This window comes from Zymomonas mobilis (genome assembly GCF_006715975.1).
Classification (GTDB): Bacteria; Pseudomonadota; Alphaproteobacteria; order Sphingomonadales; family Sphingomonadaceae; genus Zymomonas; species Zymomonas mobilis_B.
The window spans coordinates 181,470-204,624 of sequence record NZ_VFOF01000001.1 but is presented as its reverse complement, the minus strand read 5'-3'; the positions used below and the strand labels follow the sequence as shown (position 1 = coordinate 204,624).

Genomic DNA, 23,155 nt, shown 5'->3' with positions numbered 1-23,155 from the left:
ATTTACTATAATTTTTCAAAGAGAAAGAAATCCGATCAACTTTACAATGGCTGTTTTTTCTTCACACAGGATCAAAAAAGCGACTATTCCATTCCAAGCCATCATCAAAAACAAAATGCTTGTTTAACAAAACAGCTTACTCAAACCTCATTTCCCGCTATTCTTTCCGCCCATATTCTCAGGAGACTATCATGTTCACAGGCTGGACAGGGCTGGCTATTGCTGTCTTTTTCGAAGTAGCCGCCACCACAGCTTTACGATTGGCAAATGGTATTGATAAACCATGGTGGCTGGTAACGGCCTGCGTTGGTTATTTCATCTGCTTTACGATCGTTTCCTTCGTCTTTAAAACTCTTCCGATGGGCATCGTTTATGCCGTCTGGGCAGGCGGCGGATTGGCAGTGATGACAATCATCAGCCAATGGATTTTTCACGAAACGCTTGATATCAGACAGATCGGATGTATCGCGCTGATTTTAATCGGGGTTATCGGCCTCAACCTGATTTCACCGGCCTAGATTGGCGTTTTTCACTCTCTCGGTGCAACGCTCTTTTCCATTCCTTAGATAAAAGCTGAAAATCATATGACCGGACAAGCATGGACAGCACTCATTCTGGCAGGACAACGCCCCGGCATTGATCCGCTTGCGGCACAGTTTCAACAGGAATGGAAAGCACTAACCCCGATTGATGGTGAAGCCATGCTTTCACGGGTTGCCAAAACGCTTCTGGCGCTTTCACCAGAAGAAAATACTCAAGCACCGACGATCGGCCATATCGTGGTCATGGCGCAAGACCCGAATGCTTTGCTGACGGGCGACTGCACATGGATGGCCAAGGAGGACCGGATAACAACCGCTGTCTCCGGTAGCGGCATCGCTAACAGCATTATTAGCCTGATCGATAAGAAAAACATTACATGGCCGCTTTTGGTAACCACCGCCGACCATCCATTATTGACTAAAGAAATGGTGGCTGAATTTCTATCAAAAGCCCAAGAAAGCGACTTAAGCGTCGGGGTCGTCTCCCGTAGCAATCTGTTAAAAAGCTATCCTGAAAACCGTAGAACATGGCTCTGCTTTTCAGACGATGCCTATAGCGGCGCCAATCTCTTCGCGATGGCCAATGACAAAGTTAAAGCCGCTTTACAGCAATGGGCAGAAATCGAACAAAACCGTAAAAAAGCATGGCAGCTCATCCGCCATTTCGGTCTTTGCCTCGCGATCAGAGCCATCACGCGCAGCATCAGCTTCAAAAAAGCGCTCAACCAAGTTGGCAACAAACTTGGCCTTACCATCAATCCAGTTGTTCTCTCCCAGCCAGAAGCCGGAATCGACGTCGATAAACTCTCCGATTACCAGCTTGCCGAAAGAATTCTAAAAAACCGCAAGCAAATCTAATTTTGCTCCGAAGCAAAAGAAAACCATCCTTGCGCAGTGGCTTTATCCACAAAGAAACAGCCCGCTAAAAAACGGGCTGTTTCTTAAAAAATCATCGAAACTAAATTCGCCAGATGCTTAGACCCAAGGGCGATCACTCGCCAATACATCTTCATATTGGCTGATCTTATCCTGATCTTTCAGGGTCAAACCGATTTCATCCAAGCCTTCCAACAAGCAACGCTTGCGGAAAGGATCAATCTCAAAATGAAAACGATCCTGAAAAGGGGTCGTCACTACCTGATTTTCGAGATCAAGCGTAATCGGGTCGGTTTTTGCAACTTCTAATAAACGCTCGACATCGGCTTCCGGCAAAACAACCGTCAACAAACCATTTTTGAAGGCATTACCGGAAAAAATATCCGAAAAACGCGGCGCAATAACCGCTTCAATGCCCATTTCATTGATCGCCCAAGCAGCATGTTCACGACTGGAACCACAACCGAAATTATCACCCGCGATCAGGATTGGCGCGCCTTTATATTCGGGATCATCAAAGACATTGCCTTCTTTTGCCCGAATGCTTTCAAACGCACCCTTTGCCAAACCTTTACGGTCAGTCGTTTTCAGATAATGAGCCGGAATAATGATATCCGTATCAATATTGCTTTCGCCTAACGGATAGGCACGGCCTTCGACTATTTTGACAGCTTTCATGCCGTTTCTCCCATTTTAACCGGCGCAAGATGACGCAGGTCAGTCAGATGTCCGGTAACGGCGGCGGCCGCCGCCATAGCGGGTGAAACCAGATGGGTTCTGGCACCGGGGCCTTGCCGCCCAACAAAGTTACGGTTCGACGTCGAGGCACAGCGCTCACCAGCGGGCACCTTATCGGGGTTCATGGCCAAACACATGGAACAGCCCGGCTCACGCCATTCAAAACCAGCCGCTTTAAAGACTTCATCCAAGCCTTCAGCCTCGGCCTGACGTTTTACCAAACCAGAACCAGGCACAACCAAAGCCTGCTTGACGTTATCGGCAACATGCCGTCCCCAGACAACCGAAGCAGCCGCTCTCAAATCTTCAATCCGGCTGTTGGTGCAACTACCGATGAAAACATTTTCAACAGCCAAACCATCCATTTTTTGGCCAGGTTCCAAACCCATATATTCCAAAGAACGACGGGCAGCAGCCTGTTTGGCCGGATCAGGGAAAGAAGCCGGATCAGGCACAACGCCAGTTATCGGCACAACATCTTCAGGGCTAGTACCCCATGTCACAGAAGGCTGAACCTCATCGGCATGAATGACGACGGTCTTGTCATAGACAGCCCCCTCATCAGTTGCCAAAGACTTCCACCAACGCACCGCTTTTTCCCAATCATCTCCCTTGGGGGACATGGGACGCGCGAACAGATAAGCAAAGGTCTTCTCATCAGGCGCAATCAATCCTGTGCGAGCGCCCGCTTCGATCGACATATTGGAAACGGTCAGACGCTCTTCAATCGACAGATTGCGAATGGCTTCGCCGGTATATTCAATGGCATATCCGGTACCGCCTGCGGTGCCCAAAACATGAATAATGTGAAGGATCAGATCTTTTGCAGACACATCAGGGGACAGCTTGCCTTCAACCCGAACTTCCATGGTCTTTGCCGGATTCAGGATCAAAGTCTGGGTTGCCATGACATGTTCGACTTCGGAGGTTCCGATACCAAAAGCCAAAGCTCCCAAAGCACCATGCGCTGCCGTATGGCTGTCACCACAAACCAACGTCGTGCCAGGCAAGGTAAATCCCTGCTCAGGGCCCACCACATGGACAATGCCCTGCTCTGGATCGGTAGCGCTAATATAACGCACACCAAATTCCGGCGCATTTTTAGCCAGTGCTTCTAACTGCTTGGCGGATTGCGGATCAGCAATCGGTAACAAATGCCCTTCACCATCAACACGCGCCGTTGTCGGAACATTGTGATCCGGCACCGCCAAAGTCCGATCTGGGCGACGCAACGGACGTCCAGCCTGACGCAAAGCTTCAAAAGCTTGCGGACTGGTCACCTCATGGACGAGATGCCGGTCGATATAAACAAGGGCGGAACCATCCTCACGACGCTCAACAATATGAGCGTCCCATATTTTTTCATAAAGAGTGCGCGGATTTTTTGTCATAATTATTCCTTTGGCGGCGTTTTTTAACGCTATTCGTTATAATTGCAATATCGCCGCCCTCATGGTCACAGACTATCTGCCCTCACAAAAGCCATCTAACCGCCCCTATTTTTTATGAGCAGCCTTCTCTTTTGCAGCCGGTTTCGGCGCCGCTTTTTTCACAACGGCAGGATGTGCTTTCTTGTCGCTAGCTGCCGCTTTATGTGCGGCCGCCGGATGGGCTGGCGCTTTTGTCGGCTTTGACTTTGCTGCGACCGCATGCGCGTTTTTGCTATGGGCGTCTTTACCAACAGCTTTCTTTGCCACAACGGGATGATGCCCATTGGCGTTATGGCGTTCCATCCGTAGCCGCTCTGCTTTTGATATAGGGCGCGAAACGTGATGCTCAACGGGCGGTAGATCTGGCGTATCCAGCTCCATCCAATCATGGAAGGGCTGGTGATACAGCATATCCATAACTTCCAATTGCAACCCTGTCGGGCGTGGGCTTTCACTATTCCACAAAGCTGCGACCCCAGATTTCAATTTAGGGTCAAATAATAACAAAGAACGGTATCCACTAACAGCCCCACGATGCCCAACCATCAAATGTCCTCGATAGTGGTAAACACGAAAAGCCATGGCATAGGCGGCATCGTCCATAGCGTGATCAACAGGGCCCCCTTTCCATGTGCCGGTATTGATCTGCGGCTGATGAATCCGGTTCAATAATGAATGGGACAAAGTTTCCGGCTCCATACCCATCTGCGCCCGAACCCATCGACCCAAATCGATAATGGAACTATTCACACCACCGGCGGCAGGGATACGGTAATAATTCTCTTTCACCTCACGGGTATGTTGTCCCGTATGCGGTTCCGCCCAATCAAGCGAATTAACTAAAGCACTTCTGCCAATTGATGCCGAATACATGCCCAATGGCAAAAACAGATAACGGCGAACGGCTTGGGCATAACTCATACCCGTTACACGCTCGACAATTTCATGCGCAGTATCAAAGGCAACATTTTGATAGCCATAGCATTGCCCAACAGAACAACTCAGATGCAACTGATCCAACATCTGCCGCAAACTGGCCGGATCTTCACCATGCTCTAACCGATCATCATAGGCATTATGAACCAAGCCCAATCGCTGGGATAATAACATACGGATAGTGGCCTGCTGTTCGGCATGATCGGGTAAACGGAGCGTAGTACCATAACGAGAAATAATGTCATCCAAAGATAGACGCTTCTGATCGGCCAATAAATTGACCATAGTTGAAGCGACCCCTTTGGATAAAGAAGCCCATCTAAAAACAGTATTCGGGGTAACGACCTCATGGCCACCGGATTTTCTCACGCCATAGCCACGGACAAAACGGATTCTACCATTTTCGATAATCACAACGCCCAAACCAACCATCGTCTGGGACGACATCAAACGATTCAAACGCTGGTCAATTTTTTGGTAATCAATAACCGATGTGCCTTCTTCAGGCGGAGCCAAAGTCTGCACAACCGTATTATTCACGGGTTCGATTGCCTGAACAACGGAAGGCACAAGACAGGAAAACGCAGTTAAAAGCGTGCCGGTTTTCAACGCAGTTTTATGAAGAGAGGCGATCTTTTTTTTCAAATAATCTCTTTTATTACAGCGCATATTTTTAACAGCCGTCATGATCGTCCGACACTTCATGCCATACCCTTTAGCTTTCTGTCCAAAAAGCGGACAGTGAATAAAAACAGACCGTCATTAAAATGATTGGCGCAAAAAGAGACGAATCAATCCCTGATCAAAGTCGTCATTCCTTCTTCGATAGCGTTTTTTCATAAAAAGACAGGAGATTTTAGACAAAATAGGTCGGTTTTATCAGGATAAAAGAGCGATTAGACCACCAGTGCTTCATTTTAGATAATCAAAGCGCATCAAAATTTATTCATCAAAGAAAAAAGGCATAAAACTACCCAAGACTTCCAGCCTTTTTGCAGAAAAAGCCTTCTTTGGAATAAGATAAATACATCGAAAGGTTATAAAATTAACGTCATGCAAAAATCGAATTAAGGCCATTCAAAAAACTACCTTGCCCTTTCCGACAACCCTATGCCTTGCCAAAAAAAGGCAGCCTTGCTTTCACCCTTAAAGCAAAAACAAGACTGCCTATTCAAAACGACCTGATCACGGAATAATATGTTCAGCCCGCAAACGCTCGAACACATCAAAGAAAGAATCCGGCGTATATTGGTAATCCAAAAATCCGGCGCGGCGACTTTTGCTCATGTCGGTAACCGATTCAATGGGACGCCCCAAATCGGCATCAGTATGCCAAGCTGAAACCAATTTTCCAAAACCGATATTTTGAAGATTGTAACGACGGGTTATGGTCTGCCACAAATCATCATCACCCGATAATGCCTGCTCAAGGGAAGATCTTCTTTCAGGATAAGGCGCCGCCTCAATCCCGAACCATTTTGCCAATTGTGGCCATAACCATTTCCAGCGGAACACATCGCCATTGACCACATTAAAGGCCTGATTGCGTCCAGCAGCACTGGTCGATGCCCAAAGCACCTGAGACGCCAATTGACGCGCATCCGTTACGTCAGTCAAACCGTGCCATTGCATAGGCGACCCCGGAAAAACAAAAGGACGGCCGGTCTCACGACAAATGCTGGCATAAACCGCTAATGTCGTCGCAATGTTCATGACATTGCCGACCGCATAGCCAACAATGGTATGGGGACGGTGAACGCTCCACGAAAATCCATATTGCTTGGCCGCGTCGAACAGTAAATCTTCCTGATTATAATAAAAATTTTCGACATCGAGACGCGGCATGGTTTCACGGAAAGGCGTCTCGGGTAATGCCCCCTTGGCATAGCTTTCAAAAGAACCGAGATAATGCTTCATGCCGGTAACAAGGGCGCTATGCTCGATATTTTCAGGATGCGGTAAAGACTGAAAGACATTGGCCATCATCTGGCTGTTGACGATGCAATTCTCTTTTTCTGTCGGACGACGTGACCATGTGCAGAAAAACACATGGGAAACCGAAATATCGGCCAAAGCCGTTTTCAAAGCATCCTTATCCAAAAGATCGGCGGCAACAGGCAAAACGCCACTCACCGCATCAAAAGGATGCCGCGCCAAACCATAAACCGTCCAGCCTTCTGCCACCAATCGATTGGCTAAATTCTGACCAACAACCCCCGTTGATCCCACGACCAGAGCTTTAAGAGACATATTGATATTTCCTTTTCAACAAGCTTCTGTCAGGAAGATGTCTATTCTGGAAAATATCCGCAATCCGGCACTATTTTGTGCCTTGGTCACTAAAAGGTTACCCTGTTGATGTCGCCGCTTCCCGAAGAATATCGCACGCCCCCTTTTGAAGAAGACTGCGCGCCGCGACGGTTATTGCGATTATTCAGCGGGAAATGGATCACTATGATTTTGCATACTATTCATTTGCTCGGTGGCCATGCCCGACCAACCCAATTGATGCGGAGTATTCCGGGATTATCCAAAAAAATGATGACCCAGACACTCAAAGAGCTGGAACAACGTCAATGGGTGCAACGTGATATCGAACAGGTGATGCCGCCGATCGTTGAATATCGATTAACCGAATTAGGACAGATTTTTATCGAGCCAATCGAAATGCTGTATCAATGGGGTATTACCCATAAAAAAGAAGTTGATATCGCCCTGCCCAATTCAGCCGAGCCCGAATAAAAAAGGCAGAGGAAAGAATGATAATCAACCTCATCCTTTCCTCTGCCTTATAACGCTTCACGATATCGCAGGATCAAAATAACACGATCCTTAAAACATCCTCTTCAATCTTAATCACAACTGCAATGCAGCTTCCATGACAACCATGCGGCGACACAGCACATCGTCGCAACAGCCCATAATATCTGGGAGGTAGAAAAACCGATATTACTGGCAACGGCCGCCGAAAAGCCACCCAAAACCATAGCACCAGAAGTCATAATATTATTGGCTGCAACCGTTCGGGCGGTATGATCCTTCTCAACCGTCGTCGTCAAAAAAGCATATAACGGCACAACAAACATCCCGCCGGTAATAGCCACCGCTAACAAGGCGATAAAAACTAATTCTACGCCGGGCTGGTGAATAAATTCAGGAACCGAGAAGAAACGATGGACGGGAATATTATGCCAACGCTGGATAACCCAATCAAACCACAAGACCGAAGCGCCCATGGCAAGAACCGAACCGGGCGCATAACGGGCAGATACCTTACCGCATAGCAGACGGTTAATCAGCAGGGAGCCAATAGCTACCCCAACGGAGAAAATCGCCAAAAACAAACTGGCAACCTGCTTATCTGCATAAAACAGATTTTTCACCAAGGGCGGAAATTGGATAATCAGCACCGATCCGATAGCCCAGAAAAAGCTGATCGAACAAATCGCCAAAAACAAACGCGGAATATGCATCGTTGCCGATATCAAACGGAAAGAGGCACGAAAGATATGATGATCGATCGGCTCCCCTTCTTTTTCGGCTTGCGCCTCGGGAATATGCTTCGATGCGTAACACCCCAATAATGCCATCGACAAAATAACCAGACCGGCGGTTTCACTATTCACGAAACCGGCAACCACAGTTCCGCCCAAAATAGCCAGATAGCTACCCGCCTCAACAAGACCGGTGCCACCCAATACTTCGTCTTCTTTCAGATGCTGCGGCAAAATCGCATATTTAATCGGGCCAGAAAAGGTGGAATGAATCCCCATCGCAAAAACAGCGATCAACATTAACGGGATAGAATGCCCCCAAAGACCAATAGCACCGGTTATCATGATACCGATTTCAGCTATTTTAACGATACGAATAATACGCGCTTTGTCATGGGTATCGGCCAATTGACCAGCCAAAGCCGAAAACAGAAAAAAAGGTATAATAAAAATGCCGGTTGCGATCGCTGAAAAACGGGTTTCCATCTGGGGATTGGAATAAATCCCATAAGTCGCAACCAGAACAACCACCGTCCTGAACAGGTTATCGTTAAAAGCTCCCAAAGTCTGGGTAACGAAAAGCGGCAGGAACCGGCGTTTATTCAGAAGCCGGATAGAAGCTTTCATGCCGGAAAAAACTCATGTTGTCCTAGAAGCTGCCTTTCATAACGAAAGCCACCAATAGAGCCAAGGGGCAGCTAGGCCGATTACAGGGAAAAATTATTTCTGCCCTGTTTTTTCAACTTAACAAAAGAAAAGCGGCGTTTACCCCTTGGTTATTGAAAAGCGTTATTCTAATAACAGGGAGAAAGAGAAAATAAGTCTCTAAATGTCGGGAATCTCCGATCGTTGAAGTCTGTTTTTCCCTATTGAATGTCATAAATGAGCAGATGTTCTTTGCCACCGGATTTTTTCCGACGGCAAAAAAATATCCGCTACATTATTACAGGAACTGATCGTGACATGCTGACATTGCCGAATGTCCTGACCCTTTCCCGTATTTTTACGGTTCCGGTTTTGGTTGCTTTGCTCTGGAATCCGGGCTGGATGGGCTATGTTTGCGCGTTCCTATTATATTGCCTGATGGCGATTACCGATTATTTCGATGGCTATCTTGCCCGTGCGCAAGGCACCGTTTCAAAGCTCGGCGTTTTTCTCGATCCGATTGCGGATAAAATCATGGTTGCCTCGGTTATCGTGATGCTGATTTCTCGCCATCCACTGATTGCCGGTTTTCACATATTGGCGGCCTTGATTATTTTGCTGAGGGAAATTGCGGTTTCTGGCTTACGTGAATTTCTGGCCGAACTGCATGTTTCTTTACCGGTCAGCCAACTAGCAAAATGGAAAACGACCTTCCAGCTCATCGCTTTTGGAGCAATCATTCTCAGCGGTGCCACGGCTACCACCCCGCTAGTCAGCATCCTCGGCTTGACGTCCCTCTGGATAGCCGCTACCTTAACTTTACTTACCGGATGGGATTATCTGCGCATCGGCATCAAACATATGGATTGATGCCTGACGGCCTTCCTCTCTATTCTAATCCGGAAATTAAACCGTCTCTTATCACTATAAACGGATCTACAATTTGCCATTTCTGTTTTTACTAAAACCTGTTTCTATCCGTAACTGCAAAACGGCTTTTTCGTCAGGCTATGACAAATCTGGCATAGCTTGATTTCCTGATTATCAGCATCCGCTGATCGCCGTTTAAATTCCGCAAAATACCTTTTTCTATCTCGATTTCTTCGGCCCGCGCCAGAGTTTCGTCCTGACTGGATGTAACCTCTCCATCGGACACAGATATGAAACACTGTTTTTTCATACTGTTAAGGCGCGGAGGGTCGCAAAAAAAAACGATAGAACCACAATATAATTTATTATTTTTTATATTTGTAAAAAAGTAATTTTTTATATTTATTTTTGCTGAAATTATGTTAGTTTATTTCTTATAAAATAAAAAGGAGAGAATCATGTTGAATCTTTCTGCCTTTTCTCTGTCGCTTTTACTGCCCGTTATCCTGCTTTTATCAGCAGCCCTGACGCTGGCTTTTTATATAGCTAACCGGAAAGATAACTATCATCCGGAATTCCCGACTGTCCGTATTGCAATCGGTTCATTCGCCTATTTTGCAATCTCGGCCTTTATGCTGAGCCATATCGGTGAATTACTTTACGACACCATGCTGTAAGCAAGGCTTAATTCGCACCCTAAACCGCCAGAATGCCTAACCTCATGTCAAAAGACATGAGGTTATTTTTAAAGAAGCGGCAAGATTACTCTGCGGTCACGCCCAAAGCTTCTAACAAAGCATCATCTGCTGCCATATCGGCATTGGGCGTGGTCAACAGGACATTCCCGTAGAAAATCGAATTAGCTCCCGCTACCAGACATAATATCTGGGTCTCGCGGCTTAATGCCGACCGACCAGCCGACAAACGCACCATGGAACGTGGCATCATCAGGCGGGCAGTTGCAATCATCCTGACAATTTCCAAAGAATCTACCGGTTCAGCCTTGGCTAAAGGTGTGCCTTCAATCGGTACCAACATATTCACCGGCACACTTTCAGGATGAGGATCCATTGCGGCCAAAACCATCAGCATTTCAACACGGTCACGGGCAGATTCTCCCAAACCAATAATACCGCCGGTGCATAAGGCGATCCCTGCATCTCTGATTTTTGCCAGAGTATCCAATCGGTCTTGATAGCTATGGGTCGAAACAATCTTCGGATAATATTCAGGGCCCGTATCCAAATTATGGTTATAGGCCGTTAATCCGGCTTCGGCCAAACGTTTGGCCTGATCTTCATTCACCATACCCAAGGTAACGCAGGCTTCCATATCCAAAGCCCGCACACCACGGATCATTTCTAAAACAGCATCAAATTCCTTGCCATCGTGCACCTTACGCCATGCGGCACCCATGCAAAAACGCTCGGCACCGGCTTTTTTGGCTTTGGCCGCCAAAGCCACCACAGCGGTAGGATTCATCAGCTTTTCACGGGTCAATTCAACATCGTGATGGGCGGATTGCGAACAATAGCCACAATCTTCCGGACAGCCACCGGTTTTAATGCTCAAAAGGCTATTTTTCTGGAGACGTCCAGCATCATGATAACGGCGATGCACAGCATTAGCCTGCCCGATCAATTCCAAAAGAGGCAGATTATAAAGCGCCAAGGCCTCATCCAATTGCCAGTCATGGCGGATATTATCAGCGGACTGATCCTTATCGGCCTTTCCGGCGCTATTATGGGACTGTGTTCCGACCGATACCATATTTTAAAAACCCTTTTCGCAGCGAATAATCGCTTTTAATGCCAGTAATTTTCAACAATGAATAGCCATGCCCAGAACGGGAAAGCGATCACCCGAAAAACCTAAAATAGAGAGAAGCCATAAAAATAATCGACCAAATAGCCAATGATATTTCCTGATGACACTACCCATCTTTTCCGATTGCAGACTGTTTTTCTAAATATTGCGACCCAAAATCATCAGGCTAAAAGCTAGATAATTTTTATCGGAATATCACTCAATATCAAACCGGCAATCGTCAACAATATCTGGTTGATATTACGACTTTTAATTGAAAAGACCTGATCTTCTCCGCCGTCCACAGATTTTTCGCCCTTATCTTCGGCAACAAAAACAGCGCTATCTATTACCTCTGGAAAAGCAGAGATAATTTTTGCCGGAACGGCCAGTTTTTCAAAACCGAAGGAGCGATTTTCAGCCAAAATCAGCAAGGTATTTTTCAGGTCTTTATTAAAAATATCACCGATCTCTTCAATGAATTGAACATTCCGGCTGCGGTCAACATGCTCGATTGTCAGCAATAACAAAGCAAAGAAAATTTTATCCCGATAGGCTTCGCAAAAAAGAAGCTCAAAGCTGAAAAAATACTTTACTCGCTTTCTGAATTTCTTTTTCACAGCAAACAGCGCAGCGATTGCCTCAAACACATCACTTGATTTCGCTTGCTTCGGCAAAATCCAACCATCGGTTGTTGCTGCAGGAACCAATATCCCCTTTTCAATAAAAGAAGAGAACGCCCGATCAAATTCCTTATCTTCTGTCGCTTTCGGATACAGCAACAAAATACCGGCGGCATCCAATTGGATCGCATTGGTCAGGAAATCACGAAAATAGGTTTTAAACTCGCAAATACGTGACAGGCTATAAATGAAATCGACCGCAATTCTTTCGCCATAGAAAAAGCTGGCAGCATGGGTGATTAAAGCCGCAAAACTATCGTCACGGATCGGCGGTTGTGCATGTATCGGGATCATAGTCAAAGCCTATAAAACAAGGCTTCTTATCAGGCAAATGAAACCGCTTTGATCGCACAAGCATCTAGCCAAAACCCATGCGGCATTTCCCTTTTGGTAAAACAGATCACAGCTTTGCATCCTTCCCTGCAAAACCACAGAAAACAGCGTAAAGAACAAGATGTCACAGCATCCCTAATCGAAAAAACCGATATGTAACGTTTTTTTCATCTGAATAATCACCGACCCAGCCAAGGAAACCCTTTGCGGACCAATCGTTTCCTTATCAAATGCCTTTGCTATTTCAAGACAGCCCAAAAATGACAAAAGAGGGGCATTCCATCCCATGATCCTCTTTTGATTTTGGACGTAATGGCCTCAAATAAAAGGAATAACATGCATGGTTAAAATAGACCTTTCAGGCAAAACCGCCATCGTCACCGGCTCATCAGAAGGTATCGGTCTTGGCATTGCAATCCGCCTTGCCGAAGCGGGCGCAAAAGTCATCGTCAATGGCCGTCATCAGGAAAAGCTTAATAACGCGATTGCCGAAGTCAAAAAAGCTGCCCCTGATGCCGAAGTCACCGGCTTTGTCTGCGACCTAGGACAGGCAGAAGGCTGCGATGCCCTGATCAAAGCCCATCCAGCTTGCGATATTCTAGTTAACAATGTCGGTATCTTCAGCCCACAAGGGGGCTTTTTCGATGTCGAAGATGACTGCTGGCAGAATTTCTTCGACGTTAATGTGATGTCGGGTGTCCGTTTATCCCGCGCCTATGCCAAGGGCATGGCTAAAAAAGGCTGGGGTCGGGTGCTGTTCATTTCCTCGGAATCTGGCTTCAACATTCCAGCAGAAATGGTGCATTACGGCTTCAGCAAAGCCGCACAGATCGCTATCGCTCGTGGACTTGCTAAAACCTTGGCTGGCACCGGCGTGACCGTCAACTCTGTCTTACCAGGGCCGACCCTCTCCGATGGTCTGAAAAAAATGCTGGAACCCGAAGTTAAAAAGACGGGCTGTTCTTACGAAGAAGCCGCCGCCGCCTTCACGAAAAAAGTGCGGTCGTCTTCCATCATCGAACGCGCTGCCAGCGTCGAAGAAGTTGCCAATATGGTGCTTTACGCGGCATCACCTTTGGCCTCTGCTACAACTGGCGCAGCCTTGCGCGTTGAAGGTGGCATTCTGAATTATTTATAATCTTTCAAAGGAAAAGGCTTTCGACAAGGAGGCCTTTTCCCTTTTTCTCTTGCCATTATTTAACAACCTTCTTCCAAAATGATAAATTAACACTTTATCAAAATATGTCTTTTTCGTAATATTATATTTCCACCCCTAATTCTTGGCTATTTTTAAGATAATCCCCCAATGGCGGGGTGTTTTCACCATATTGACTCGGAATATAGTTTACGGATATCGATACTCGATAGTATGCCACCGTAAAAATCTCTTCTCTTATTTTCGTCAGTAAAAACTGACATATTTTTCGGTCTAAATTTTATTGATCTGAATTAAAGCCAACTTTCCGGCTCCATCTTTTTCCAAGTGTTTCTTAACGCAGGCCAGACATCTCATCGATCAGGCCTCTTTCTTGCAGGAGTTGTACTTTTCGTGGAACAAGTATCTAATATAATTGCGGGCGCTCTTGCCATTTATTTCATCATCGCCATGCTGATGTTTTTTTACTGGCTCTATTTCCGTAAAGGCAGCCTGAAAAAAGCGTTAATGCATATCGCTATTTCTGTGGTGCTGTTATGCGCGGTAGTCGGCGTTCAGATGCTGAAATGGAGCCATGATTCAAAAGTGGTAAAAACACAGACCGCAGAGATGCATAGTCCAGTCGATATTGCACCTGAATTGCTGGAAATCCTGAAAAGCAATGCTGACCCGGCCTCGGTTGATCCGGCGAAAGTAGAAGCTGTGGCAGCCTTAGCTGACCAACGCTTAGGAGCAGCCGGACAGGAATATGCTCCAGCCCTGAAAAAATATTTCGTTTATTACAATAGCAAATTAGCTCAAACGAAACTGCCTGAAACCATGGCAGGCATCAAATTTGATGCACAGCGGCGCAACGCTGAACGGTAATAACGATCACGTCTCAGAGGCATTCACTCTGCCTCTGAGGCACAAGTTATAATTCGCCTGCCAAGGTGAAAGCCTTGGCGGGATGCCCAAACGCCATAAATCCCGATAGCCTAAAAAAAATTATGCCTCTCATGCGAATGAAGGCTTGCAATATGTTGAAATCCTCCGCAATTTTGTCTTTGTGTTGAGACAATATGAATTAGTCGATCGGGTTTTAAGCTACGATCCTAACGCTGATGAAGCGCTGATAAACCGTGCATATGTTTTTGCCATGAAAGCTCATGGCAACCAAAAGCGTGCAAGTGGCGATCCCTATTTGAGTCACCCTCTGGAGGTGGCCGGAATCCTGACCGACATCCATATGGATGCGGAAACCATCATCACGGCTATCTTGCATGATACTGTCGAAGACACCGTCGCTACTAGCGAAGAACTAGAAAAACTTTTCGGTTCAGCCGTTGCCCGCCTTGTCGATGGCGTTACCAAATTATCCCGAATAGAAGCACAATCCGTCACCGAACGGGCAGCCGAAAATTTACGTAAATTTTTGCTCGCCATGTCGGATGATATTCGCGTGCTTTTGGTCAAATTGGCCGACCGTCTGCATAATATGCGGACATTGCATTTCATTCCGAAAGAGGAAAAACGGCGTCGCATCGCGCGTGAAACCATGGATATCTATGCCCCGTTGGCAGAACGGATCGGCATGTATGAATTCATGCGGGAAATGCAGACCCTTTCCTTCCAGTTTTTGGAACCGGAAGCCTATGCCTCAATCACCAAAAGGCTGGAACAGCTAAACAAGGGCGATACCGGCCAGATCAAACGCATCATAGATGGCATACAAGAGGTGCTCGCAAATGCGGGCATCAAAGCAAAAGTATCAGGCCGCCAAAAACACCCCTATTCAATTTGGAAGAAACTGGAAGAACGCCATATCAGCTTCGACCAATTATCGGATGTTATGGCTTTTCGGGTCATCGTCGATAATACCGAAGACTGCTATCGCGCTTTAGGCTTATTACATAGCAAATGGCCAATGGTGCCGGGGCGTTTCAAAGACTATATTTCAACACCTCGACGGAACGGATACAGCTCACTCCATACCGCGGTTATCCATAACGAAAATCTACGTATCGAGATTCAAATTCGCTCACAACGAATGCATGAACAAGCCGAATATGGGCTTGCGGCACATTGGGCGTATAAACAAAAAACTGTGCCGGATAAATTCCAGCAAAGCGGCTGGATTCGCGATCTTGTAGAAATTTTGGACAATGCCGAAAGTCCGGAAGAACTGCTCGAACATACTAAGATGGCGATGTATAAAGATCGCATCTTCGCCTTCACACCGACAGGCGAACTGATTCAGCTTCCGTTGGGTGCGACCCCTGTTGATTTTGCTTATGCTGTCCATACTGATTTAGGTGACCAAACCGTTGGCGCTAAAATCAATGGCCGCGTAGTGCCTTTAGGCACCCGCATCGAAAATGGTGACCAAGTAGAAATTCTCCGCTCGGCGGCTCAAACACCGCAAATAGGCTGGCTCAACTTTATCACGACCGGCAAAGCACGCGCCTCTATCCGACGGTTTGTCCGCCATAAAGAGCGCAGCGATACCTTAACATTGGGTCGCCAACTTTACGAAACCATTATCAGAAGATTACCCTCTCCTCTTTCCGAAAATGCTTTGGAATCGGCATTACCACGCTTAAATTTGAAAGAAGCCGACGATCTTTTCGAAGCCATTGCGCTTCGCAACATTACCGATAACGAGGTCATGGAAGCCTTAATGCCGGGCATGGCTATCCATGACGAAATGGCACCGCTTCCGCCCTTGGTTAATCATGCCATTTCTATTCAAGGTCTCACTCCGGGTGCGGCCTATGATCTGGCCGAATGCTGTCACCCTGTCCCAGGGGATCGCATTGTGGGTTTAAGACGGCCACATGCCGCTATCGAAGTCCATGTTATCGACTGCCCACATCTGGCAGAAACAAACCCTGAAGACTGGGTGGATCTTCGCTGGAATGACAAAGCAGAAGGGGCAACGGTTCGCCTCAAAGTCATTGTCCGAAATCAGGCAGGTGCCTTGGGCGTGGTGGCAACTATTTTCGGTGCCCATAAAGCCAATATCATCAATCTGGTTCTCGCGAACAGAGATGAAAATTTCCACGTTTTCAACGTCACACTCGAAGTGCGCGATCTTCAGCATTTGATGCGGATTTTGGCGGCTTTACGCGCGGCTGATGGCGTTGTTCAGGCTGAAAGAGAACAACTTCCTCATTATCAGGCCTAAGTCCTTCTCAAAAAACGTTCGTTATTGCGCATAATACGCAATATACTTCCAGGTCGTTGTTTTTATAAAACTTTTTGAACGACTAAAATTATCAATGTCTGTGATAGAAATTTAGAAAGTATTTCGAAATACTTTTGTGCTAGAAGCAAAAATTGCCCATTTTTTATTACAAAATTTAATATAATATTTCATTTTAAATAAAAATAGCACAATTGGCTGTGCTTAACGCCAATCTACAAAAATAGAAAAAGTAATAAATTGTTATAAGACATTTTATTTTTCATGGGTAGATGAATTTTACTCCATTTTAGTCGTTACAAGATACAGAAAGTTCTAGTTAGTCCGGTTTCCGCTGCATTAAATTCCATTTTGCTCTGAAATTCCCCGAGACCGGTGCTGCTTACATAATAAGGTCAGGATAAAATACCATGCTGCATTGGTTTTCTACCCAAGCCCCTATCAAGGTGAAATTCCAATTTATCGTTTTAGGGCATCTGCTTATTTCTTTGTTGATGGCACTGGCTGTTTTGGGCAGTTTCGTCACCTTATCAAGCTATCCGGCCGCTATAGCCTCAGCTGCTGCGGGTATCTTACTTTCGGTTGCTTTCTCTTATTTCACCGGAAAAGCGATCAGCGAACCCTATGTGCAAACCGTTGTCCGTATGGAACAACTGGCTGCCGGCGATCTGAACAGCCCGATCTTATACCGCAATAACAAGGACTGCGTCGGACGCATCACCCGTGCAATGGATGTGTTCCGCAATAACGCCATCAATCTTGAAGAAGTCACCAAGGGACAGAGTATCGTCACCGATACTTTGGCGGCTCGCCTGAACGGATTAGCACGGGGCGATTTGGCTACCCGTATCACGACGGCCTTCCCGTCTATTTATGAAGCCCTGCGTAATAATTACAACTCGGCTTTAGACTCTCTTGCGGACATGACTAGAACGGTTGCAGAATCCAGCAACAGCATCAACACCGGCGCTCGTGAAATCAGCGACGCTTCCCATGATCTGGCACAGCGGACGGAACAACATGCGGCCAGCATAGAAGAAACCTCACGGACGATGGATGATGTCACCAAAGGCATTAATGAAACCGCAACCAGCGCAGCCCATGTCAATAAATTGATGACCGAAATCAATCGGGATGCGGAACAGGGTGGCGTCGTCATCAAAAACACGACCGAAGCCATGGGCGGCATTGAAAAGCAAGCCCATGAAATTGCTTCCATTATCGGATTGATTGACGGTATTTCATTCCAGACCAACCTTCTTGCCCTCAATGCCGGTGTCGAAGCTGCACGCGCAGGTGATGCCGGTAAAGGCTTCTCGGTGGTTGCTGCCGAGGTTCGGGCATTGGCTCAGCGTTCTGCCGACGCAGCCAATAATGTGAAAGGCCTGATTACGACGAATGCCAAGCAGATCACTGAAGGCGTTCATCTTGTCATGGAAGCTGGGGATTTACTGGGGCGCATCATTTCTCGTATTTCCGAAATCAGCCGGTCGATCCAGAATATATCGGAAGCCGCCCATGCTCAATCAGAGCGCTTGCAACAGATTAATATCGCCATCGGCGAGATGGATTCCGTAACGCAACAGAACGCTGCCATGGTCGAAGAGGCCACCGCCGCTGCCCGTAGTCTTGCGGAAGAATCAGATAATCTTTCTAATCAGGTTGCCCGTTTTGAGCTGGATTCATCAAAAGTAGCGCGCTCTTCTGCCACGGCAAGACAGTTGGCGCATGCGTAATTCAGAAAGTTATACTTAGCGCGATAAAAAAGGTTTTCTTTCTGCTCGTCTGCTATGACTTACAGGAAATTCCTTTGGTTTTTAAATAAAATTTAAACCATTATTGTCGTAATATTTATCAACATTCCGTCTTCTGTTATTTCCGGATAGACCGAAAGTGTAAGGAAGAAGAAATGCAGGCATTGCCTACAAAGCTTGATACAGCACAGGCCGTTTCTCTCGCAACCGAGATTAAAGCCGATCTGGAGCAAAACAAATGGGTTCACCTCAATGGTGAACCTGTTGAGATGGTAGGACAGGCTTGTTTGCAAATTCTTCTAAGCGCCCGTCTCACCGCAGAAAAGGCAGGTTTGCCTTTTCTGATAGAAAATCCTAGCGAAGCCCTTCGTTACGGTGCTCGACTTTTGGGCATCGAATCCTTGCTTTTCGTACCATTAACCTGAGGATAAGACCGTGAGTTTCGACGAAATTCAAAATATTTTCTTTCAGGAATGCGAGGAAGGCCTCGCTAATATGGAAGCATGTTTCGGACTCTGCCGCGAAGGCGTGCAAGATGACGAAACAATCAATACAATTTTTCGGGCTGTCCATTCCATCAAAGGCGGCGCCGGCGCTTTTGGTTTTGAACAGCTGCGCGGTTTTGCGCATCATTATGAAACGCTTCTTGATAAATTAAGAAATGGCGCGCTCACCCTGACCTCCGATTTGCTGTCTACTCTGATGGCAGCCTTCGACATGTTAAGCGATCATGTCATGGCGGCCAGTGGCGAACGGGATACGCCCGACGATTCCGGCGTAATGGCGCGCCTGACTGCTGCCATGGGAGAAGATGGTGGTGGACAAGAAAGCGTAGCCGCCGAAGAACCCGCTGCCGGAGAAGAAACCCCAGAAGCCTCGAATGAAGAAGTCTCTTCCGATCTCGGCAGTGATGATTTCGACTTTGATGATCTTCTGACTTCATTGGATGCTCCAACCGAATCCGAAGACAGCAAAGAACCTGAAGAAGCCAAAGAAGCTCCAGCGCCTGACGCAGAGGCAAAGGAAAGCGCTGACGCGAATGATGACGAGCCAAAGGCATGGATCTTATGGTTCAGACCAGACCGTCATGCCTTCGATAATGGTAGCGATCCGTTATTGCTTCTGCGCGAATTGGATTCTCTCGGGGCTGAAATTCTGGCCACCGATTATGAAAAGCTGCCTGTTCTCGAAGAAATCGAGCCAGAGATATCCTATCTCGGTTGGTGGGTAAGATTACCTGCTGATGTCGAAGAAGAAGACATCCGTTCTGTTTTCGAATTTGTGGGTGACATTTCAGAAGTCGTCCTCATCCGCGAAGGCGGCAAAAACAAAAAAATGCCGTCTATGCCTGAAAAGGCAGTGCTAAAGCCGGTTACAGATCAGTCTGAAAAAGACGCGCTCGCCAAAATAGAAAATCCGAAAGGTGAAAAGGCCGCGCCCGCAGCAAAAGCTGCGCCGAAAGCCGCGCCTGCACCCAAAATTCAAAAGCCTGTCGAAGCGGTAAAGCCGCAGACGGAACCCAAAAAGCCCGCTGCGCCGATACCACAGGCAGCGCCTACCAAAGCACAAGCGCCTCGTTCGGCCGCGCCCTCAATGGCGCAAACCATTCGCGTTGATCTTGATAAACTCGATCGCCTTGTGAATCTCGTAGGTGAGTTGGTTATCACACAGGCGATGCTTGCCCAGCGTTTGACAGATCAAGGTCTTTCCAGTTCTTCCGAATTGACAGATCTCGATCATCTGACGCGGGAATTGCAAGACAGCGCCATGTCCATTCGCGCCCAACCGATGAAAACTGTTTTCAGTCGAGTACCGCGAATTATTCGCGAATTGGAAGGTGAAACCGGTAAAAAGGTTCGCCTTGATGTCGAAGGTGAAATGACCGAAGTCGACAAAACGGTGGTCGAACGCATCGGTGAACCGTTAACCCATTTGATCAGAAACGCCGTCGATCACGGTCTCGAAACACCCGAAGAACGTATTGCCGCAGGCAAATCCGAAGAAGGTGTTGTCACCTTGGCAGCTGAACATCGTTCAGGCCGGATCATCATCCGTATTTCTGACGATGGTAGAGGGATGAACCGGACGCGTATCTTAGAAAAAGCTATTGAAAAAGGCATCGTCGCCGCTGACCAAACGTTGTCGGATGATGATATCGACAATCTGATTTTTGCTCCGGGATTTTCAACCGCTGCCAAGGTGACCAATGTTTCCGGTCGTGGTGTCGGTATGGATGTTGTCCGTAAAAATGTTCAGGCGTTGGGCGGACGGATCAGCATTAACTCCCGTCCGGGTTTCGGCTCTATTTTCACACTCAGCTTGCCGCTTACCTTGGCGGTGCTGGATGGCATGATTGTCAAAGTCGGCGACCAAACCTTTGTCATTCCACTGGGTCATATTGTTGAGAGCCTTCAACCCAATGAAGGTGAGATCAGCGGCATTGGTACCCGTGAAAAACTGCTGAATGTTCGCGGTGCCTATGTGCCGATTCAATCGATTGGTCGGGAATTATCGGTTGATAAAGCCGAAAGTGATCCCTTCAAATCAGTTCTGATCGTGGTCGAATCCGATGGCGGACAAGCCGTGTTGATGGTCGATCAAATTCTGGATCAACGCCAAGTCGTCGTAAAAAGTCTGGAAGCCAATTATCAGGCAATTTCCGGTCTGGCAGGTGCAACAATACTGGGTGACGGACGGGTCGCCCTCATTTTGGACGTCGATAGCTTGGTTGCCCGTTGGCGCCACGACCTCCACTCATCTTCTCTCGGGGTGGCCGCGTGACATTATCAATAGACACTAAAAACGTTATGCCACCAGAAAGACGGGAATTCGAATACACGCAAAAAGATTTCGAGCATGTTCGGGATCTTGTTTATCAAAATGCTGGTATTACCCTACAATCCAGTAAAACTAATCTGGTCTATTCCCGTCTTTCAAAACGCGTCCGCGCTTGCGGGATGCAGAGTTTCAAAGACTATCTCGCCTATCTTGAACAGGATGAGGAAGAAAGAACGCGTGCGGTTACGGCACTGACCACAAACCACACCAGCTTTTTTCGGGAAAAGCATCATTTCGAACATCTGGTCAATCAAGTCTGGCCAGCGCTCAAAAAGAAACTGGAATCTGGTGGCCGCGTCCGCATCTGGTCAGCAGGTTGCTCCAGTGGCGAAGAACCCTACAGCTTGGTGATGGCGCTTGCCGGTACCGACCGGAATTTGCCGCGCTGGCTGCTCAAACATGACTTTCGTATTCTGGCCTCGGATTTAGCGCCGCATGTGTTGGCAACTGCTCGCTCTGGCCGCTATCCGAACAGTATCGCAGAATCCATTCCAGCCAGTCTCCGTAATATCTGGATGACACCGGATGGTGATTCAATGGTCGTCAATCCCGCCTTACAGCAACTCATTGCCTTCAAGGAACTGAACTTGCTGGGGACTTGGCCGATGAAACAGCAATTCGATGTCATTTTTTGCCGGAATGTCATGATCTATTTCGACGAGCCGACAAAAACCACCCTATTCCAGAATTTTTCCAAAAAATTACTCACGGGCGGCTATCTCTATATCGGCCATTCAGAACGCCTTGTTGGCAAAGCCTCACAGGATTTTGTCTCCAAAGGTCAAACTATTTATCAAAAGAGGTCGATGTGACTGTCAAAGTACTTATTGTTGATGACTCGCCCACGATGCGTGCCATCTTATCAATGATGATTTCGTCAGATCCCGAAATCGAAGTTGTCGGGAAAGCAGACTGTCCATCCACAGCCCGCCAGATGATAAAAGAACTCAATCCTGATGTCATGACGCTGGACATTGAAATGCCTGGCATGGATGGTCTGGATTTTCTCGAAAAAGTCATGCGGCTTCGCCCTATGCCGGTCATCATGGTCTCGGCCTTGACCGAAGCTGGCGCAGAAGCGACTTTGAAGGCGATGGAATTGGGGGCGTTTGACTGTTTTGCCAAACCAGCCCTCGGTTTTGCTTCCGACAGAAGCCAAAGTCAGGTCTTAATTGGCATGATCAAGGCCGCCTCAAAAAGCGGGCGCCATCGTCCGCTTTTCCGCAGTCGGCCTGCCCAGAATGCTGCTCCGGCAAAACCGGCAGTTTCTTCTGGCTATCGTCCGAAACCGGGCAGCATCATTGCTATTGGTGCTTCGACGGGTGGTGTCGAAACGCTGCTGGCTCTGTTAAAAGACTTTCCGGCAAACTGTCCTCCGACCCTCATCGTCCAACATATGCCGCCGCTCTTTACGGCTAGCTTTGCCAATCGTCTCGATCGGATGTGTCCCCCCAAGGTATCCGAAGCTAAAACCGGTGACCCCCTTGTCCCGGGACATATCTATATTGCCCCTGGTGGTGAACGCCATCTGGAATTTCAGAACGCGGCTCACGGGCCTCGCTGTCTATTGGTGTCCGATGAACCGATGAGCGGCCATCGCCCTTCAGTGGACAGATTATTTTTATCGGTAGCCAAAAACTGCGGTCGTCGGGCTGTAGGTGTTATTCTGACCGGTATGGGACAAGATGGTGCGATGGGGCTAAAGGCCATGCGCGACACGGGTTCCGTTACCATCGGACAGGATGAAGAAAGTTGCGTCGTTTACGGTATGCCCGCCGCGGCCTACCGAATGGGCGCTGTTGAAACCCAGCTTCCCTTACCTCGCATCGCGGCGAAAGCGCTGGAGGCCTGCGCCTGAACGCTACAGGAA

The 23,155-nt window shown here is 47.5% G+C and carries 20 protein-coding genes; 13 read left to right on the top strand and 7 right to left on the bottom strand.

Features of this window, described 5'->3' with window-relative positions; genetic code table 11:
- Positions 1 to 191 precede the first annotated feature (191 nt).
- Positions 192 to 518, top strand: coding sequence for a multidrug efflux SMR transporter (locus FBY58_RS00900; RefSeq protein ID WP_141919044.1), 327 nt, complete (start codon positions 192 to 194; stop codon positions 516 to 518).
- 66 nt (positions 519 to 584) lie between these two features.
- The gene (locus FBY58_RS00895) at positions 585 to 1,400 is read left to right on the top strand and encodes a nucleotidyltransferase family protein (RefSeq protein WP_141919041.1); all 816 of its coding nucleotides are present in this window, start codon (positions 585 to 587) and stop codon (positions 1,398 to 1,400) included.
- A 117-nt stretch (positions 1,401 to 1,517) separates the two neighbouring features.
- On the opposite strand, the gene leuD is transcribed toward FBY58_RS00895, so the two are convergent.
- From leuD to FBY58_RS00875, 4 genes are all read right to left on the bottom strand, one after another.
- Complete coding sequence (leuD, locus tag FBY58_RS00890; protein WP_141919039.1) at positions 1,518 to 2,096, bottom strand: 3-isopropylmalate dehydratase small subunit; 579 nt, start codon at positions 2,094 to 2,096, stop codon at positions 1,518 to 1,520.
- Positions 2,093 to 3,547 (bottom strand): 3-isopropylmalate dehydratase large subunit, encoded by a 1,455-nt coding sequence (gene leuC, locus FBY58_RS00885; RefSeq protein WP_141919037.1) that lies wholly within the window; start codon positions 3,545 to 3,547, stop codon positions 2,093 to 2,095. Before leuC ends, leuD begins: the two co-directional genes overlap by 4 nt.
- 105 nt (positions 3,548 to 3,652) lie before the next feature.
- Positions 3,653 to 5,227: a serine hydrolase gene (locus FBY58_RS00880; RefSeq protein WP_141919035.1), complete on the bottom strand. Its 1,575-nt coding sequence runs from the start codon at positions 5,225 to 5,227 to the stop codon at positions 3,653 to 3,655.
- Positions 5,228 to 5,707: 480 nt separating this feature from the next.
- Complete coding sequence (locus FBY58_RS00875; RefSeq protein ID WP_141919033.1) at positions 5,708 to 6,772, bottom strand: SDR family oxidoreductase; 1,065 nt, start codon at positions 6,770 to 6,772, stop codon at positions 5,708 to 5,710.
- A 105-nt stretch (positions 6,773 to 6,877) separates the two neighbouring features.
- Between FBY58_RS00875 and FBY58_RS00870 the strand changes: the two genes are divergently transcribed.
- On the top strand, positions 6,878 to 7,264 hold the full coding sequence (locus FBY58_RS00870) for a helix-turn-helix domain-containing protein (RefSeq protein ID WP_141919031.1): 387 nt from the start codon (positions 6,878 to 6,880) through the stop codon (positions 7,262 to 7,264).
- A gap of 110 nt (positions 7,265 to 7,374) precedes the next feature.
- Here FBY58_RS00870 and FBY58_RS00865 read toward each other — a convergent pair whose 3' ends face one another.
- Positions 7,375 to 8,643 carry an MFS transporter gene (locus FBY58_RS00865; RefSeq protein ID WP_141919029.1) on the bottom strand — a complete coding sequence of 423 codons (1,269 nt, stop codon included), beginning with the start codon at positions 8,641 to 8,643 and terminating at the stop codon, positions 7,375 to 7,377.
- A 336-nt stretch (positions 8,644 to 8,979) separates the two neighbouring features.
- Here FBY58_RS00865 and pgsA point away from each other — a divergent pair, with 336 nt between their 5' ends.
- Both pgsA and FBY58_RS00855 read left to right on the top strand, forming a co-directional pair.
- Positions 8,980 to 9,531 (top strand): CDP-diacylglycerol--glycerol-3-phosphate 3-phosphatidyltransferase, encoded by a 552-nt coding sequence (gene pgsA / locus FBY58_RS00860; RefSeq protein WP_141920576.1) that lies wholly within the window; start codon positions 8,980 to 8,982, stop codon positions 9,529 to 9,531.
- 458 nt (positions 9,532 to 9,989) lie between these two features.
- Complete coding sequence (locus FBY58_RS00855) at positions 9,990 to 10,208, top strand: hypothetical protein (protein WP_141919027.1); 219 nt, start codon at positions 9,990 to 9,992, stop codon at positions 10,206 to 10,208.
- Between the two features lie 85 nt (positions 10,209 to 10,293).
- Here FBY58_RS00855 and bioB read toward each other — a convergent pair whose 3' ends face one another.
- Both bioB and FBY58_RS00845 read right to left on the bottom strand, forming a co-directional pair.
- A complete protein-coding gene (gene bioB, locus FBY58_RS00850) occupies positions 10,294 to 11,301 on the bottom strand; it encodes a biotin synthase BioB (RefSeq protein ID WP_141919025.1) in 1,008 nt (335 codons plus the stop codon).
- 230 nt (positions 11,302 to 11,531) lie between these two features.
- A complete protein-coding gene (locus FBY58_RS00845; RefSeq protein ID WP_141919023.1) occupies positions 11,532 to 12,314 on the bottom strand; it encodes a hypothetical protein in 783 nt (260 codons plus the stop codon).
- 379 nt (positions 12,315 to 12,693) lie between these two features.
- Between FBY58_RS00845 and FBY58_RS00840 the strand changes: the two genes are divergently transcribed.
- The 8 genes from FBY58_RS00840 to FBY58_RS00805 all read left to right on the top strand — a co-directional run bounded on the left by FBY58_RS00840 (position 12,694) and on the right by FBY58_RS00805 (position 23,143).
- Complete coding sequence (locus FBY58_RS00840) at positions 12,694 to 13,491, top strand: SDR family NAD(P)-dependent oxidoreductase (RefSeq protein WP_141919021.1); 798 nt, start codon at positions 12,694 to 12,696, stop codon at positions 13,489 to 13,491.
- A gap of 411 nt (positions 13,492 to 13,902) precedes the next feature.
- Positions 13,903 to 14,376: a hypothetical protein gene (locus tag FBY58_RS00835; protein ID WP_141919019.1), complete on the top strand. Its 474-nt coding sequence runs from the start codon at positions 13,903 to 13,905 to the stop codon at positions 14,374 to 14,376.
- A gap of 181 nt (positions 14,377 to 14,557) precedes the next feature.
- Entirely contained in the window at positions 14,558 to 16,675 is a 2,118-nt protein-coding gene (locus tag FBY58_RS00830; RefSeq protein WP_141920575.1) for a bifunctional (p)ppGpp synthetase/guanosine-3',5'-bis(diphosphate) 3'-pyrophosphohydrolase, read from the top strand.
- A gap of 428 nt (positions 16,676 to 17,103) precedes the next feature.
- Positions 17,104 to 18,429, top strand: coding sequence for a methyl-accepting chemotaxis protein (locus FBY58_RS00825; RefSeq protein WP_141919017.1), 1,326 nt, complete (start codon positions 17,104 to 17,106; stop codon positions 18,427 to 18,429).
- Positions 18,430 to 18,602: 173 nt separating this feature from the next.
- Positions 18,603 to 18,872, top strand: coding sequence for an STAS domain-containing protein (locus FBY58_RS00820; RefSeq protein WP_141919015.1), 270 nt, complete (start codon positions 18,603 to 18,605; stop codon positions 18,870 to 18,872).
- A gap of 10 nt (positions 18,873 to 18,882) precedes the next feature.
- Entirely contained in the window at positions 18,883 to 21,228 is a 2,346-nt protein-coding gene (locus FBY58_RS00815) for a chemotaxis protein CheA (protein WP_141919013.1), read from the top strand.
- A complete protein-coding gene (locus FBY58_RS00810; protein WP_141919011.1) occupies positions 21,225 to 22,097 on the top strand; it encodes a protein-glutamate O-methyltransferase CheR in 873 nt (290 codons plus the stop codon). The genes FBY58_RS00815 and FBY58_RS00810 overlap by 4 nt, the downstream gene beginning before the upstream one ends.
- The gene (locus FBY58_RS00805) at positions 22,094 to 23,143 is read left to right on the top strand and encodes a chemotaxis response regulator protein-glutamate methylesterase (protein WP_141919010.1); all 1,050 of its coding nucleotides are present in this window, start codon (positions 22,094 to 22,096) and stop codon (positions 23,141 to 23,143) included. Before FBY58_RS00810 ends, FBY58_RS00805 begins: the two co-directional genes overlap by 4 nt.
- Positions 23,144 to 23,155 lie beyond the last annotated feature (12 nt).

What these genes read in the sequence shown, in the direction of transcription:
- FBY58_RS00900 (WP_141919044.1), top strand. Translation starts at nt 192, where the DNA reads ATGTTCACAGGCTGGACAGGGCTGGCTATTGCTGTCTTTTTCGAAGTA.
- FBY58_RS00895 (WP_141919041.1), top strand. Translation starts at nt 585, where the DNA reads ATGACCGGACAAGCATGGACAGCACTCATTCTGGCAGGACAACGCCCC.
- leuD (WP_141919039.1), bottom strand. Translation starts at nt 2,096, where the DNA reads ATGAAAGCTGTCAAAATAGTCGAAGGCCGTGCCTATCCGTTAGGCGAA.
- leuC (WP_141919037.1), bottom strand. Translation starts at nt 3,547, where the DNA reads ATGACAAAAAATCCGCGCACTCTTTATGAAAAAATATGGGACGCTCAT.
- FBY58_RS00880 (WP_141919035.1), bottom strand. Translation starts at nt 5,227, where the DNA reads ATGAAGTGTCGGACGATCATGACGGCTGTTAAAAATATGCGCTGTAAT.
- FBY58_RS00875 (WP_141919033.1), bottom strand. Translation starts at nt 6,772, where the DNA reads ATGTCTCTTAAAGCTCTGGTCGTGGGATCAACGGGGGTTGTTGGTCAG.
- FBY58_RS00865 (WP_141919029.1), bottom strand. Translation starts at nt 8,643, where the DNA reads ATGAAAGCTTCTATCCGGCTTCTGAATAAACGCCGGTTCCTGCCGCTT.
- pgsA (WP_141920576.1), top strand. Translation starts at nt 8,980, where the DNA reads ATGCTGACATTGCCGAATGTCCTGACCCTTTCCCGTATTTTTACGGTT.
- FBY58_RS00855 (WP_141919027.1), top strand. Translation starts at nt 9,990, where the DNA reads ATGTTGAATCTTTCTGCCTTTTCTCTGTCGCTTTTACTGCCCGTTATC.
- bioB (WP_141919025.1), bottom strand. Translation starts at nt 11,301, where the DNA reads ATGGTATCGGTCGGAACACAGTCCCATAATAGCGCCGGAAAGGCCGAT.
- FBY58_RS00845 (WP_141919023.1), bottom strand. Translation starts at nt 12,314, where the DNA reads ATGATCCCGATACATGCACAACCGCCGATCCGTGACGATAGTTTTGCG.
- FBY58_RS00840 (WP_141919021.1), top strand. Translation starts at nt 12,694, where the DNA reads ATGGTTAAAATAGACCTTTCAGGCAAAACCGCCATCGTCACCGGCTCA.
- FBY58_RS00825 (WP_141919017.1), top strand. Translation starts at nt 17,104, where the DNA reads ATGCTGCATTGGTTTTCTACCCAAGCCCCTATCAAGGTGAAATTCCAA.
- FBY58_RS00820 (WP_141919015.1), top strand. Translation starts at nt 18,603, where the DNA reads ATGCAGGCATTGCCTACAAAGCTTGATACAGCACAGGCCGTTTCTCTC.